This is a genomic window from Corynebacterium axilliensis, from assembly GCF_046097495.1.
Taxonomy (GTDB): Bacteria; Actinomycetota; Actinomycetes; order Mycobacteriales; family Mycobacteriaceae; genus Corynebacterium.
Genome location: NZ_CP175768.1, coordinates 1,240,201 through 1,255,268 on the forward strand (window position 1 = coordinate 1,240,201; position 15,068 = coordinate 1,255,268).

12 protein-coding genes and 1 pseudogene are annotated in these 15,068 nt (G+C 65.3%); 4 read left to right on the forward strand and 9 right to left on the reverse strand.

Features of this window, described 5'->3' with window-relative positions; translation table 11 throughout:
* Positions 1 to 52: 52 nt before the first annotated feature.
* Positions 53 to 3,293: pseudogene (locus ACKFR8_RS06090) on the reverse strand (translation initiation factor IF-2 N-terminal domain-containing protein).
* A gap of 163 nt (positions 3,294 to 3,456) precedes the next feature.
* Here ACKFR8_RS06090 and ACKFR8_RS06095 point away from each other — a divergent pair.
* Entirely contained in the window at positions 3,457 to 4,260 is an 804-nt protein-coding gene (locus ACKFR8_RS06095; protein ID WP_408930903.1) for a hypothetical protein, read from the forward strand.
* On the opposite strand, the gene arsB is transcribed toward ACKFR8_RS06095, so the two are convergent.
* Complete coding sequence (gene arsB / locus ACKFR8_RS06100) at positions 4,257 to 5,321, reverse strand: ACR3 family arsenite efflux transporter (protein ID WP_408930904.1); 1,065 nt, start codon at positions 5,319 to 5,321, stop codon at positions 4,257 to 4,259. The genes ACKFR8_RS06095 and arsB overlap by 4 nt on opposite strands.
* A 113-nt stretch (positions 5,322 to 5,434) precedes the next feature.
* Between arsB and ACKFR8_RS06105 the strand changes: the two genes are divergently transcribed.
* Entirely contained in the window at positions 5,435 to 5,785 is a 351-nt protein-coding gene (locus tag ACKFR8_RS06105) for a metalloregulator ArsR/SmtB family transcription factor (protein WP_408930905.1), read from the forward strand.
* A gap of 89 nt (positions 5,786 to 5,874) precedes the next feature.
* Here the strand turns inward: ACKFR8_RS06105 and ndk are convergent, their stop codons facing one another.
* The 6 genes from ndk to ACKFR8_RS06135 are packed head-to-tail and all read right to left on the reverse strand — an operon-like array spanning position 5,875 to position 12,263.
* Positions 5,875 to 6,285, reverse strand: coding sequence for a nucleoside-diphosphate kinase (gene ndk / locus ACKFR8_RS06110; RefSeq protein ID WP_296134871.1), 411 nt, complete (start codon positions 6,283 to 6,285; stop codon positions 5,875 to 5,877).
* Positions 6,286 to 6,332: 47 nt separating this feature from the next.
* Entirely contained in the window at positions 6,333 to 6,644 is a 312-nt protein-coding gene (locus ACKFR8_RS06115) for a hypothetical protein (RefSeq protein ID WP_296134873.1), read from the reverse strand.
* A gap of 5 nt (positions 6,645 to 6,649) precedes the next feature.
* Positions 6,650 to 7,534: an alpha/beta hydrolase gene (locus ACKFR8_RS06120; protein ID WP_296134875.1), complete on the reverse strand. Its 885-nt coding sequence runs from the start codon at positions 7,532 to 7,534 to the stop codon at positions 6,650 to 6,652.
* A gap of 6 nt (positions 7,535 to 7,540) precedes the next feature.
* The gene (locus tag ACKFR8_RS06125) at positions 7,541 to 7,987 is read right to left on the reverse strand and encodes a DUF4233 domain-containing protein (RefSeq protein ID WP_296134876.1); all 447 of its coding nucleotides are present in this window, start codon (positions 7,985 to 7,987) and stop codon (positions 7,541 to 7,543) included.
* Positions 7,984 to 9,513 carry a bifunctional tetrahydrofolate synthase/dihydrofolate synthase gene (folC, locus tag ACKFR8_RS06130; protein ID WP_306507588.1) on the reverse strand — a complete coding sequence of 510 codons (1,530 nt, stop codon included), beginning with the start codon at positions 9,511 to 9,513 and terminating at the stop codon, positions 7,984 to 7,986. Before folC ends, ACKFR8_RS06125 begins: the two co-directional genes overlap by 4 nt.
* On the reverse strand, positions 9,513 to 12,263 hold the full coding sequence (locus tag ACKFR8_RS06135; RefSeq protein ID WP_408930906.1) for a valine--tRNA ligase: 2,751 nt from the start codon (positions 12,261 to 12,263) through the stop codon (positions 9,513 to 9,515). The genes folC and ACKFR8_RS06135 overlap by 1 nt, the downstream gene beginning before the upstream one ends.
* Positions 12,264 to 12,320: 57 nt before the next feature.
* Between ACKFR8_RS06135 and panB the strand changes: the two genes are divergently transcribed.
* Together panB and panC are read left to right on the forward strand one after the other, a co-directional pair.
* Positions 12,321 to 13,142, forward strand: coding sequence for a 3-methyl-2-oxobutanoate hydroxymethyltransferase (gene panB / locus ACKFR8_RS06140; RefSeq protein WP_408930907.1), 822 nt, complete (start codon positions 12,321 to 12,323; stop codon positions 13,140 to 13,142).
* A gap of 10 nt (positions 13,143 to 13,152) precedes the next feature.
* Positions 13,153 to 13,983, forward strand: a complete 831-nt coding sequence (gene panC / locus ACKFR8_RS06145) for a pantoate--beta-alanine ligase (protein ID WP_408930908.1) — start codon at positions 13,153 to 13,155, stop codon at positions 13,981 to 13,983.
* Here the strand turns inward: panC and ACKFR8_RS06150 are convergent.
* Positions 13,980 to 14,942, reverse strand: a complete 963-nt coding sequence (locus ACKFR8_RS06150; RefSeq protein WP_408930909.1) for a malate dehydrogenase — start codon at positions 14,940 to 14,942, stop codon at positions 13,980 to 13,982. The genes panC and ACKFR8_RS06150 overlap by 4 nt on opposite strands.
* Positions 14,943 to 15,068 lie beyond the last annotated feature (126 nt).

A 15,068-nucleotide genomic window follows, 5' to 3' on the forward strand; every position in this document is an offset into this window, starting at 1 on the left:
AGCGACTGTCAAAGACTACCCCGCGATGGGGCGAAAAGGCAAAACGCCCTATCTAGCGTGACCTGCGCCGCGCCACTCGGCGGCGTCCGCGTCCACCCTTGCGCGTAGTTCCGGAGCCCCGCGAAGCGGAGTTCTCGTGGGCGTCGCCGGAGTTGGCGTGAGCGGAGTCCCTGCGGGATTGCTCCGCGTGGGCCGCGACTGGCGACGTCGTCTTGCGCACCGCCCGGCGGCGCCCACGGCGGCGACCAGTGCGCGCGGTGGCGTCCTCCTGCTGCTCCTGCCGGGGCTGAGCAGGCTCGTCCTGCTGCGACTTCGAGTCCTGCTGGAAGTCCTCCGGGCGGGGGCGCACATCAGAGCGCGAGTTGCCGCGGGTGCGGCGCCGGCGGCGCGGGGACTTCTCAAACTCCTCCACTGCCTCCTCGTAGCTGCGCTCCGGGCGCTTCCTTTCAGCACCCTTCGCTGCCTTTTTCGGCGGCTGCTCAGCAGGCTTCTCCGCACGCTGTTGCGGAGCCTCTACTGCAGGTTCCTGCTCCGCGCGCTTGTCCTGCTTGCGCGACGTCCGGGCAGCCCGGCGGGGCTTGCGACCGCGCTGAGACTTCTTCGGCGCCAGGCTCTCTGCCACGGCGTAGCCGATGGACGCGCTGTCCGGGGTGCCGCCCTCGTCGTCGACGACGACGTTGGCCACAAGATCCTCCAGCGAGGTGTCCTCACTACGCCCCGATCCGCGGTCAGCGCTGCGCTCTGCCCGGCGATCTCCGCGGTTCTCCGCGGAGGGCTCGTCGTCCTCATGCTCGTGCATGTGGACGGCGGTCGGGTGCTGCTGCGGATCGCGCTGCGGCTTGCGGCGCTCCTTGCGTCCGCGGCGGTGCTGCGGCTTTCCGGTCTCCTCCTCCGGCTCCTCGTCCACCGGGTACTCGTGGATGATGATGCCGCGTCCGTGGCAGGCCTCGCACTCGGTGGAGAAGGTTTCGACCAGGCCGGTTCCCACGCGCTTGCGGGTCATCTGCACCAGGCCCAAAGAGGTGACCTCGGAGACCTGGTGGCGGGTGCGGTCGCGGCCCAAGGCCTCCTTGAGGCGGCGCAGCACCAGAATCCTGGTTTTCCGGCAGGACCATGTCGATGAAGTCGACGACGATCATGCCGCCCATATCGCGCAGTCGCATCTGGCGCACGATTTCCTCGGCGGCCTCCAGGTTGTTGCGCGTGACGGTCTCCTCCAGGTTGCCGCCGGATCCGGTGAACTTGCCTGTGTTGACGTCGATGACGGTCATGGCCTCAGTGCGGTCGATGACCAGCGTGCCGCCGGAGGGCAGCCACACCTTGCGGCTGAGCGCCTTGTGCAGCTGTTCATCGATGCGGTAGGCGTCGAAGGCGTCCTCGCCGCCGTGCTCGCGGGCGTCGTAGCGCACCACGCGGTCCGCCAAGTCGTGCGCCATGGAATCTACATAGGCGCTCACCGTGTTATAGGAGCGCTTGCCGTCCACGACGAGTGTGCTGAAATCCTCATTGAAGAGGTCGCGCACGACCTTGATGAGCAGATCCGGCTCTTCGTAGAGGGTTACCGGCTTGGCGCCCTTCGTGGCCTTTTCGTGCGCGGCGCGGGCGCTGATGTCCTCCCACAGGGAGTGCAGACGGTTGACGTCGGTGGCGATGTCCTCCTCCGGCACGTTCTCCGCCGCAGTACGGATGATGGCACCGCCATCGCCCGGAATAACGCGCTCCAGGATTGACTTGAGGCGCTTGCGCTCCGGTACCGGCAGCTTGCGGGAAATGCCTGCACTGCGCCCGCCCGGCACGTAGACCAGGAAGCGACCTGCCAGCGAAATCTGGGTGGTCAGGCGCGCACCTTTGTGGCCGATGGGGTCCTTGGCCACCTGGACCAGCACCTGGTCACCGGACTTCAGCGCGTTTTCAATCTTGCGGCCGCGCCCACCAATGCCCAGCGCGCGCCAGTCGACGTCTCCCGCGTACAGCACGCCGTTGCGGCCCTGTCCGATGTCGACGAAGGCTGCCTCCATCGAGGGCAAGACGTTTTGGACGCGGCCCAAGTAGATGTTGCCAATCTGGGAAGGATGCGACTCGGTGGTGACAAAGTGCTCGACCAGGAGGTCATCCTCCAGCACGCCGACCTGGGTGATGATGCCCGCACCGTCGGTGCGCTGCTTATCGCGCACCACCATGGTGCGCTCCACGGACTCGCGGCGGGCCAGGAACTCCGCCTGGGAGACGATGTGCTGGCGCTCGCGGCCCTTCTCGCGCAGCTCGGCGCGGCGGCGGCGCTGCGCCTCAATGCGGGTCGAGCCCTTGATGGCCTTCGGCTCCTGGATGACCTCCGCCCCGCGGCCGCGCGAGGTGCCGCGGCGCCCGCGGCGACGGCTGCGCGGCTCGTCCTTCGCGTTCTGCGTCGAATCAGCCGAATCATAGGACTCGTAGTCCTCCGCAGCCTCGGCATCACGCACAACGGCGTCCTCAGTGTCCTGCGTGTCCCGGCGCTTGCGCGACTTCGGGCTGGTGGCCTGCGGCGCCATGAAGACCGGGGCGTAGTCGTAGACTCCCGGCTCGTCTTCCGGCATCGGCGTGATGACCGGGGCTACCTCATCCTCATCAAAGTCATCGCCGGCCTCCACGAGGGCCTCGTGCAGCATCTCCGCGTCGACCTTCTCCACGATCTGGGAGATCTCGTTGTCGACGTTCTTGCGCACGCGCTCGCGCAGCTTCTCCTCATCCTCGCGCAGCTGCCCCGGCTGCCCTGACTGTGCAGACTGCTCCGGCTGTGCGGGCTCGTCCTGCTGCTGCGGCTCGGGCTGCTCAGTCTGCTCGGCCTGCTTGGTGTTCTTGGCCTTGGCCGGCTTGCCGTCCTTCTTCCCCGCCTTCGCGGTGCGCTTAGTGGCGCGCTTCGCCCGCTTCTTCTTCGTGGTCTTTGCCGGCTCCGCAGGCTTTTCCGTGTCGGACGCAGCATTCTCTGCTTCAGCGTCAGCGTCGGTACCAGCGTCAGCGTCCGTATCAGCGTCAGATTCCGCCGCGGTATCCGCAGCCGTTGTGGCCGCGGGCTGCGAGGCGGGCACAGTGGCGTCGATAAGCTGGCCAATCTCCTCCGGAGTCAGCGATGACTGCGCGGACTTTTTGATGCCGATCTGGGCGAACTGCGCCACCAGCTCCTTGGAGGTCACACCCACCTGCTTGGCCAGGGCGTAGAGGCGAGTCTTGGGCGCGAGGCTATCGCGGTCAATGCTGGCTACCGCCGCAGCCACAGTGGATTCAGTTGCTGCTTCTTCTTTTTTCTTGGATGCCATGCGTGGCTTGTCTCCTGACTTCTGCTCACCCCGGGCGCAGACTGCCGCCACACGGTGGTGAGACTTTAAAAATTCTCTATATTTCCTTATTCACTTATTTCAGGTACCTGTGCCGTCGATCGTGCACAACCTTTAGCTTAGGCCACTTGTTAGTATTGCCGCTATGTCCGAGGTTGAGCGCACAAACACACCTTCTAGCCCAGCTCTACGCGAATCTGCGCCGCGCACCGTAGCGCAGGCGCGGGCGCGCAACGAGATTGCGATGCGGGACATCGTGACTATTGCCGTGCCCGCAGGCATCGCCTCGGGCCTGCGAGCCGTGGACTTCCCGTATCCCTACGCCGTGCCGGTCTATGGGGTGCTCATCGTGGTGATGCTCTACGGAGCGTTCCGCACCTTCCGGAGCAAGCCCGCCCTCGTGCAGGCCGCCCAAGAAGAGTTCCGGGCGGGTGACTATCCGCTGCTGGCCTACCTCTTGCCGGTATTAGCCATCTGCTCCCCGATCATCACCGACATCATCGCCGCAACCGGAATCGTCGGTGACGTGTCCGTGAATCCCATTCTGATGGCCACCGGCCACGCCGCCTTTGCCATCCCCGCGTTTATCCTGGGCGGCCGGGCATTCGCCACCACGTCTTTCCGCGTGGGCAAGCGCCGCATCCAGGCCATCACTGACCAGGGAAGCCTGGACGGGGTGACGCGGGAGAGCCTGGACGCGGTGGAGAGGCACCCGGGGCCACTCAGCGGGCTCGTCGCTTCCGGCGCGGTTACGGGCAATACGGTATCTATTCCGGCGCTTGGCCGGCTGCTCGGGTACGAGGAAGGCCTCGAGGAAGAGTTCAAGGATCTGCAGAAGGCCGGCGTGGTGAAGCTGTCGGGGCTCATCTACGGCAAGGGCCAGCGCACCTTCAACGTCACGCTCACAGAGTCCGGGGTGCGCAGCATCAACGCCGCGCGGCAGCGCTAGCGCGGGAGGGTGTCATCTCCCGGGAAGAGTTTCGGCCCAATCCACAGCATGAGATAGACCAGACCAACGAGGACGGGGATCTCAACGAGGGGACCAATCGTTCCGGCAAGGGCTTGAGCAGACATCGCTCCGAAGGTGCCGATGGATACCGCAATGGCAAGCTCAAAGTTATTTCCTGCTGCGGTGAACGCCACGCTGGCAGACTGCGCATAGTTCATACCAACGGCCTTTGCCACGCCCAGCGACAGCACAAACATGCCCACGAAGTAGATAACTAGCGGCACGGCCACGCGCGCTACCGTGGCTGGCTGCTCCACAATGTGCTCGCCCTGCAGGGAAAAGAGCAGAACAATCGTGTACAACAGGCCGATCATGGCCAGGGGCGATACGGCTGGAAGGAAGCGGTTCTCAAACCATTCCCGCCCCTTTACCTTTTCGCCCCAGACGCGAGACAGCGCACCCAACAGGAACGGTATGCCCAAGAAGACGAGCACGGCTCTGACGATGGCCCAGAACGAAAAGTCGGCGCTCGTTGTATCCAGCCCCAACCAGCCTGGCAGGACACGAAGGTAAAACCATCCCAGGACGCCAAACATGGCCACCTGAAAAACAGAGTTAAGCGCAACCAGAACCGCCGTTGCCTCGCGGTCCGCACACGAAAGGTCCGACCACACGAGCACCATGGCGATGCAGCGGGCAAGGCCCACAATGATCACACCGGTGCGCAGCTCCGGCTGGTCCGCGAGAAAAAGCCACGCCAGGGAAAACATGAACGCAGGCCCCACCAGCCAATTGAGCACGAGAGACATCACCATGAGGCGAGCATCGGTGGCAATTTCCCGAGTCTTTTCATAACGGACCTTGGCCAAAGGCGGATACATCATGACGAGAAGACCAAGGGCGATCGGGATGGAAATCCCTCCGACTTCAACGGCCCCTAAACCGTGGCCAATTCCAGGGAAGAAGTGACCGATAAGCAGTCCAGCGGCCATCGCCAGAATGATCCACACGGGTAGAAAGCGATCAAGAAAAGACAACGTAGGGCGCTGTGGCATGGCCATATCTTACTCTTCCTTCACTATTGAACAGAGCGCTATACGAAGGTGTAATGTACAGCCCGTATTGATAGGCGTCAATATGACTGAGGTAGCAGAGATACCCTTATACTGAGCGCATGGCTTCCTCTTCCACGCCCGAGACCAGTGCGCCCGGCACTGAGTGCTGCTCCTTAAGCATGGGTCCACTCAGCGACGCCGAGGCGATGCATTTTTCGCAGCAATTCAAGGTCCTCGCAGACCCAGCCCGCCTTCGTCTGCTGTCCATTTTGTGCGAGGAAGGCTGCGGGCCAATGAGCGTCACGGAACTCACCAAGCTCACTGCGCTGAGCCAGCCCACGGTCTCCCACCACTTAGCACGTCTGCGGGAGGCCGGCCTGCTATCCAAGCAGCAATGCGGCCGCACCGTCACCCACCAGGTGAACAAAGACGCTTTTGCGGCCTTGCGCACGCTACTGTCATTCGACTAACCGGTACCCGATAGCAGGAATGACAAAAGCCCGAGCAGTTCATCATTCACTGCTCGGGCTTTCTTGCGCACAAGGCGCGGCGAACTTCTTTACAGGTTGGGGAACCAGATGGAGATCTCGCGCTCAGCGGACTCCGGGGAATCAGAGCCGTGGACGACGTTCTCGCCCACGGTCAGGGCGAAGTCGCCGCGAATGGTGCCCGGGGTGGCCTTCTCCACCGGGTGGGTGCCACCGGCCAGCTGACGCCATGCGGCGATGGCGGACTCGCCCTCGACAACGCCGGCAACCAGCGGCGCGGAGGTGATGAACTCGACGAGGTCACCGAAGAAAGGCTTGTCCTCGTGCTCGGCGTAGTGCTTCTTCGCGGTCTCCTCGTCGGCGACGCGCAGGTCCATGGCTACCAGCTTGAGGCCCTTGCGCTCGATGCGGGAGATAATCTCGCCCACGTGGCCGTTCTTGACGCCATCCGGCTTGATGAGAATGAGTGTACGTTCAGTCATAGGACACAGCGTACCTAAGACTTCCCGCGGCGTCGCGCAAAGCCCTCCTATGTGAGGCGCTGCACAATCTGCTCCGCGCGTTCGTGGCTGGTCCCACGGAACCACATCTGCACCTGCCGCACGGCGGTGCCGTACTGGCCGTTGTCGAGCAGGCCCTGAAGCTCCTCCTTGTGCCAGCCCTCCAGGTCCTCAAACTCCACAGGGCGCTGCTCGCTCTGATGCTTGAGCATGGCGACGACGAGGAAGATAAAGGCGGGAACGAGCAGCGCGAAGGGCAGGGCAAAGCCGCCGTAGAAGAGCTTGGCAAAGACTGCGGCGAGGCACAGGAGTGCGGAGAGACCGTAGAGGAGGTAGCGCATGCCCGCTAGTCTAGCGCGTCCAGCACCTGCGCCAGCCACATGCGGGAACTCATGAGCAGCCGCTTTGCCGCAGCACTATAGGGCGCCCACAACTCGAAAGCGTGCACTCCCCCTTCGATGACCTCGCACTCGGTTGGAACCCCGGCGGACTTCAGGCGCTGGGCGTAGTCCAGGATTTCGCCGTAGAAGAGCTCGCTGTGGCCGGCGTACAGCCACGCCGGCGGCAGACCGCTGAGATCCGCGCGGCGGCCGGGGACGGCGTACGGCGCGTCCGGGTTATCCCGCACGTAGAAGCGCCAGGCGCGTGCGTTGGAATCCGCATCCCAGATGACGTTGCGCTCTTCGGAGGCGGCGCGGTCATCGAGCATGGGACAAAACAACCACTGCCCCATCGGCTGCGTGCCTCCCTCGTCGTGCAACCGCTGGCACAGGGCCGCCGCCAACCCGCCCCCGGCGCTCTGGCCGCCGATGACGATGCGATCCGGGGACACGCCCAACTCGCCGGCGTGGGTCATGAGCCAGTGGTGGGCCCGGTGGACGTCGTCAAGCGCTGCCGGATACGGGTGCTCCGGGGCGAAGCGGTAGTGGGGAGCTACGACCGTCACGCCCACTTCCGCGGCAGTCTCCTTGAGATGCTTGACGTCCTGGCGGGGATGGCCCATGACCAGACCACCGCCGTGGATCCACAGCACCACCGCGCGGGGGTTCTCCGGCTCGTAGATGGTGGCGCGGATGTCCTTACTCTGCACGTGCCGAGTGCGCACGCCGTGGATATAGGGCGCGGGCCACAGCGCCGGCACCACGCGCCCGGCGTGGCGGATGAAGGGGTGCGTGGGATCGAACAGCGACATCACCGCCGCGCCCGCGCGCAGCTCCGGCCGAATGTACACGAATGCCTACTTCTCGTTGAGGTGCTGCGTGGTGAGGTAGCCGCGATCCATGCGGGCCACGATGACAGAGCGCATGTAGGCCGCCAGCGCCCAGAGGAGGGCGAAGATGATGAAGATGGTGGCCACGGACCAGTGGATCATAAAGCCCAGCACGATGCCGATGAGGTGCACGACGATCTCCACGCCCACAATCCACGGCTTGTTCATAAACGGGAAAGACGCCAGCAGGAGCACCATGAAGCCAATGACCACGCCGTAGTTGAACGGGGTCCACAGGGTGCCGTCGTAGAGCTTGTACAGCAACGGCAGGGCCAACACGAAGGTGATGAGCTCCATCGTCAGCGAGCTGGCCACGACCATGCCGCCGAACTGCTTGAGCGGGTCCTTGACCGGGGCCTGGCCTAAGCCCAGCGGGCCAATCTCCTCCTCGGGGACGGGCTTGCGAGAACTCATGCGGGCTCCTTTCCAAACAGGGCGCGGGCGTCACCGGCGGTGACCACCGAGCCGGTGATGATGATGCCGGAGCCGGACTGGACCTCGGCGTCTTCGGCCAGCTCGACGGCTTGGGTATAGGCGCTGGGCAGGTCGGGGTCGACGAAGACGCGCTCTTCGCCAAAGATGTCGCGGGCGAGCTCAGCCAAGTCGTAGGCGTCGCGGGCGCGGGGCGAGGTGTTCTGGGTGATGACCACCTCCGTGAGCACGGATTCCAGCGCCGTGAGGATGCCAGCAGCATCCTTGTCCGCGAAGATCGACACCACGCCGATGAGGCGGGCGAAGTCGAAGTCGCGGTCGAGTGCTGCGGCCAGCGCCTTCGCGCCATGCGGGTTGTGGCAGGCATCCAGGAAGGACGTGGGGCTGGTGCGCACGCGCTCCAGGCGGCCGGGGGAAACGGCCTTGGCAAAGCCGGTGCGCACGCTGGCGATGTCGATGGGGTGGCCCGACGACGCCCCGAAGAAGGCCTCCACCGCCGCCAGCGCCACGGCCGCGTTCTTGGCTTGGTGCTCGCCGTGCAGCGGCAGGAAGATGTCCTCGTACACCCCGCCCAGGCCCTGGATAGTCAACTGCTGGCCGCCGACGGCGATGCGGGATTCCAGCGCGGCGAACTCCGAGCCGGAGCGCGCCACGCCGGCACCGACGTCCACGGTGCGCTGCAGCAGCACACGCATGGCCTCCGGCTCCTGCTCAGCGATGATGGCGATGTTTTCGCCCGGGGCCAGGACATCGTCGGCGTCATGCTCGCGGGCCTTGATGATGCCGGCCTTTTCACCGGCGATCTCCGTGATGGTGTCACCGAGGTACTCGGTGTGGTCCAGGCCCACCGGCATCACGACGGCAACTTCGGCGTTGACCACGTTGGTGGCATCCCACGTGCCGCCGAGGCCGACCTCGACCACGGCGACGTCGATAGGCGCATCAGCGAACGCCGCGTAGGAAATACCCACGAGCACCTCGAAGGTGGACATAGGGATATCGGAGCGGGAGTCCACCATCTCCACATAGGGCTGAATCTCGCGCCAGATGCGCACGAAGTCGCGCGGGTGGATGGGGTGGCCGTCGATGCCGATGCGCTCGGTGACCAGCTGGAGGTGCGGGCTGGTGACCAGGCCCACGCGGCGGTGGAAGGAGCGCAGCAGCGAATCGATCATGCGCGCCGTCGAGGACTTGCCGTTGGTGCCGGCGACCTGGATGACGTGGAAAGAACGCTCCGGGTGGCCCAGGAGATCCATGAGCATCTCAATGCGCTCGAGGCTCGGCGCGATGACGGTTTCCGGGGCGCGGGAGTTGAGCTCCGCGGTGACCTGGGCCAGCTCCGCGAGTTCTTCCGGCGTGGCCTGCTCGGGCGCGGCCTCCTCGTAGTCTTCCTCGCCACCGAGGTTGAGGGTCAGGCCGGAATCGGTGATTTCCACCGGCCCGCCGTCGGTGCCCTCCGCGAGGGCGTCGACGATTTCAAACTCCTCGCGGTTCTTCTCCTCCGCCACTACTTGAGCCCCTCCAGGCGAGCGGTGATGCGCTCAACCTCTTCCTGGGCCACCTGCTGGCGGGTGCGGATCTTCTCCACCACGGCCTCCGGGGCCTTGGACAGGAAGGCCTCGTTACCCAGCTTCTTGCCGGTCTGATCCAGCTCCTTCTGGGCCTTGGCCAGATCCTTTTCCAGGCGCTTGCGCTCAGCGGCGACATCCACGGCGCCGGAGGTATCCAGCGTGACCTCGACGGTGGCCTGGGACAGGCGCACCTCGATGGAGGCAGAGGCGGTGAAGTCCTCGCCCGGCTCCGTGGTGTTGGCCAGGTTGCGGATGAGGCCTTCCTGGCCCTGCAGGTCGGCCGCGGCGAAATCAAGACGGCCCGGGACCTTCTGGGAGGGCTTCACGCCTTGATCGGAGCGGAAGCGGCGCAGCTCCGTGATGAGCTTGTCGGCGTCCTCGATGCGGCGCGCGGCCACCTCGTCCTTTTCTGCGCCACCGTTGGTGTGCTCCTGCGTCGGCCACTGGGCGGTGACGATGGTCTCCCCGCCGGTCAGTGCCTTCCACAGGACTTCGGTGACGAACGGCATGGTCGGGTGCAAAAGGCGCAGGACCACATCCAACACGCGGCCCAGGACGATCTGGGTAGTGCGTCCGGTTGCCTGCTCTTCGGCAGAAGCGGCGTCGAAATCGCGCGGGATCTGGGTCTTGGCAATCTCCAGGTACCAGTCACACAGCTCGTCCCACACGTAGTGGTAGAGCAGCTCGTTGGCCTTAGCAAACTGGTAGTCGTCCAGGTAGGCGTCCACCTTGGCGCGGACCTCTTCGGCGCGGTCGAGGATCCAGCGGTCGGCGTCGGTCAGCGCGGCGCGCTCCGGCAGCTCCGCCACGCCCGCACCGTTCATCAGCGCGAACTTGGTGGCGTTGAACAGCTTGGTGGCAAAGTTGCGGCCGGCCGCAGCAGCGTCGACCGCCAGCGGCAGGTCCACGCCCGGGTTCGCGCCGCGGGCCAGGGTGAAGCGCAGGGCGTCCGCGCCGTAATCGCGCACCCAGTCCATCGGGTCGATGCCGTTGCCCAGGGACTTCGACATCTTGCGGCCCTGCTCATCGCGAACCAGGCCGTGAAGGTAAATGTCCTTAAACGGGACCTGGGGGCGGCCGCCCTCGCCGTTGCCCAACAGCTCCGGGGTGGCCTGGGCGGCGTAGGTGCCGAACATCATCATGCGGGCCACCCAGAAGAACAGGATGTCGTAGGCCGTCACCAGCACGTTCGTGGGGAAGAACTTCTCCAGATCGGCGGTCTTCTCCGGCCAGCCCATGGTGGAGAAGGGCCACAGCGCCGAGGAGAACCAGGTGTCCAGGACGTCCGGGTCCTGCTCGTAGCCGGCCGGCGGCTCCTCGTCGGGGCCGACGCAGACGATGTCTCGTTCCACTTCGCCGGACGCACTTGTGCGCTCTGGCCCGTACCAGATGGGGATGCGGTGGCCCCACCACAGCTGGCGGGAGATGCACCAATCGTGCATGTCATCGACCCATTCGAAGTAGCGCGGCTCCAGCGCCGTCGGGTGAATGGTGGTATCGCCCTCGCGCACGGCATCGCCGGACATCTTCGCCATCTTCTTCACGTCCACGAACCACTGCAGGCTCAGGCGCGGCTCGATGGGCTCGCCGGAGCGCTCCGAGTGGCCCACGGAGTGGACGTAGGGGCGGATCTCCTTGACAATGCGGCCCTGCTCACGCAGCGCCTCGCGGATCTCCACGCGGGCTTCCTCGCGGGTGAGCCCATCGAACTGCGTGCCGGTGTTGGCGATGTGGCCGGTGGTATCGATGACCGTCGGCATGTCCAGGTTGTGGCGCTGGCCCATGGCGTAGTCGTTCGGGTCGTGCGCCGGGGTGATCTTCACCGCGCCGGTACCGAACTCCATGTCCACGTAATCATCGGCGATGATCTTCAGGCTCAGGTCATCGCGGAAGGGGTGCGGCAGCTCCTTGCCCACTAGGTCCGCGTAGCGCTCGTCGTCCGGGTGCACGGCGATGGCAACGTCACCCAGCATGGTCTCTACACGGGTGGTGGCCACGATGAGGTGCGGCTCGGCGTCGTCCAGCGAGCCATAGCGGATGGACACCAGCTCGCCCTCGACGTCCTTGTACACCACCTCAATGTCAGAGACGGCGGTCTCCAGCACCGGGGACCAGTTGACCAGGCGGTTGGCCTGGTAGATCATGCCGTCCTCGTACAGCTTCTTGAAGATGGTCTGCACGGCGCGGGAGAGGCCGTCATCCAGCGTGAAGCGCTCGCGGGACCAATCCACGGAGTCACCGATGGCGCGCATCTGGTTCTGGATGGTGCCGCCGTACTGCTGCTTCCACTCCCAAACCTTGTTAATGAAATCCTCGCGCTCGTAATCCCAGCGCTTCTTGCCCTCTTCTTCACGCAGCTTCGCCTCCACCTTGGTCTGGGTGGCAATACCAGCGTGGTCAGCACCCGGCAGACACAGGGTGGCAAAGCCCTGCATGCGCTTGCGGCGAATGATGGAATCGATCAGGGTGTGGTCCAGAGCGTGGCCCATGTGCAGCTGGCCGGTGACGTTCGGCGGCGGCAGGACAATCGAGTAGGGCTCCGCCTCGGAGGAGGCGTCCGGGGTGAAGTAACCAGCGCTTACCCAGCCTTCGTAGAGGTCCTTCTCCACCGCCTGCGGCTCCCAGGACTTAGGAAGCTGGTCCGCGCGATTAGTGCCAACGAGTTGCTCTTTGTTCTGATCAGTCACCCGCCCAACTCTACCCTGTACGTCAACCAGCCCCGCATGCCTGGCTAGAGTAAAGCCATGTCCCACATTTCTCCGTCACCGCGGCCCGCGCGGCTGCGTACCCGCCACTTCGCCCGCGCCAAAGGAGAATCCCGCCCCATCGCCTGCCTGACAAGCTATGACTGCATGACTGCCGGCATCTTCGATGAGGCCGGCGTGGATCTGCTGCTCGTCGGCGATTCGCTGGCCAACGTCGTCCTGGGGCGAGAAACCACGCTCTCACTCACGCTCGATGAGATCATTCCGCTGGCCCGCGCCGTCGTGGAGGCCACCTCCCGGGCGTTCGTGGTGGTGGACCTTCCTTTCGGCTCCTACGAGGCAGGCCCAGACCAGGCGCTCAAGTCCGCGGTGCGCGTTATGAAGGAGACCGGCGCGCAGGCGGTGAAACTGGAGGGCGGCGCGGAGCGCGCGGAGATTGTCTCAGCGCTGGTCGGCGCCGGCATCCCGGTGTGCGCCCACATTGGATTTACCCCGCAGCAGGTGCACGCGCTAGGTGGCTTCGTGGTCCAGGGCCGCGGGGAGGACGCGGAGCAGTTGCTTGGCGACGCTTACGCGCTCGCCCACGCCGGCGCCTTCGCCGTGGTCCTGGAGATGGTCCCCGCGGACCTGGCCCAGCAGGTCACCCGGGAGCTGCCGATCCCCACCATCGGCATCGGCGCCGGCGTGCAGACCGACGGCCAGATCCTCGTCTGGACCGACGCCTTCGGACTCGGCGGGGCGAAGGCCCCACGCTTCGTGCGCCGCTTCGCCGACCTGCGCAGTGCGCTCACGGCCGGTGCCGAGGACTACGTCTCTGAGGTATCGAACCGCACCTTCCCCTCCCCCGAAGAATCGTTCTAAGGACCACACCATGCAAATTCTCACGACCAAACAACAGCTGCGGAACTTTCGCGCAGACGTAGCCGGCACTGACGCCTCAGTCGGGTTTGTGCCCACCATGGGTGCACTCCACTCCGGGCACGCCTCCCTGGTGGAGCGCGCCCGGGCGGAGAACGATGTGGTGGTGTGTTCGGTGTTCGTCAACCCGCTGCAGTTCACCGACTTAGGTGACTGCGAAGACTACCGCGCCTACCCGCGCGACCTCGATGCCGATGCCGTCCTGCTGAAGTCCCTGGGCGTCGATGCGGTCTTTGCCCCCAGCGTGGAGGAGATGTACCCGGGCGGTACGCCGCGCATCTGGGCGCGCACGGGGGCGATGGGTGAGGTCCTCGAGGGTGCGTCGCGCCCCGGGCACTTCGACGGCGTAGCCACCGTGGTGGCCAAGCTCTTCAACCTGGTGCGGCCCGAGCGCGCCTACTTCGGACAGAAGGACGCCCAGCAGGTGGCCATCATCCGCCGCCTCGTGGCGGATCTTGACCTGCCGGTCGACATTGTCAGCGCCCCCATCGTGCGCGCGACGGACGGGGTCGCGGAATCCAGCCGCAATGCGCGCTTAAGCCCCGCCGAGCGTGCGCAGGCCACGGCGCTCTCCCGCGCGCTTTATGCGCTGCGCGACGGCGCTTCCCTCGAGCAAGCTCGCGCCCAGCTCGCTAGCTCCCCCGGAATCACGGTGGACTACCTCACCGTGGTGGATCCATCCACCCTCGAGCCCGTTGAGACACGCCACCGGCCCGCCCTCGCGCTGGTTGCGGCGGAGGTCGGGCCGGTGCGGCTCATCGATAACTTGGTGCTAGACCACTAGTCCTTGAGCAGGTGCGCGACGGCGTCGCGCTCGGCGCGCAGCTCCGCCACGGAGGCCTCGATGCGCTCCTTCTGGAAGTCGGTGAGCTCGAGCCCCTGGACAATTTCCCATTTGCCGTCGCGCGCGACGGTGGGGAAACCAGCAACCAGGCCCTCGTCCACGCCGTAGGAGCCATCAGAGACGATGGCCGCGGTGCGCCAATCCTCGGTGCCGTGGATCCAATCGTGCATGTGGTCCACCGCGGCCGAGGCCGCCGAGGCCGCCGAGGACTTGCCGCGCACGGCAATGATTTCTGCACCGCGCTTAGCCACCTTGGGGATCATTTCCTTCTCGTACCACTCCTGGTCCACCTCCGCGTTGGAGAAGGTCAGGTCTGGGAACTGGGAGGCGGAGTGATTACCCCACACGGCCACCTTGTTCAGCTCCGCAGTGGGCACGCCGGTCTTCAAGGAAACCTGGCTCAGCGTGCGGTTGTGATCCAAGCGCATGAGCGCGCTGAACTGGCTCGGGTCCAGGTCCGGGGCGCTGTTGGCGGCGATGTAGGCGTTGGTGTTGGCCGGGTTGCCCACGACGAGGACGCGGACGTCGCGCGCTGCGACGTCGTTGAGCGCCTTGCCCTGCACCGTAAAGATGGCGCCGTTGGCCTCCAGCAGGTCCGCGCGCTCCATGCCCTTCGTGCGCGGGCGGGAGCCAACGAGGAAGGCAGCCTTGGTGTCCTTGAATGCCACGTTCGGGTCATCGGTGACGGTGATGCCACGCAGAAGCGGGAAGGCCGAGTCATTGAGCTCCATGGCCACGCCCTCCGCGGCGCCGACAGCGGCCGGAATCTCCAGCAGCGCCAGCTCCACCGGGGTGTCCTGGCCGTACACGTCGCCATTGGCAATGCGCCACAGCAGCGAGTAGGCGATGTTGCCGGCGGCGCCGGTGACGGTGATCTTGACGGGGTGGGAAGAAGTCATAGGAAAATCCTTTCGGCGGGGTCTTCTACCCCCAGCCTAGTACCGTTTCGCTCTGCGATGGGGCGATAGTTCACCCCCAAATGAGTCGAGTTTTTAGCGCCTTTGCACTATCTTTAGACTTTTTCG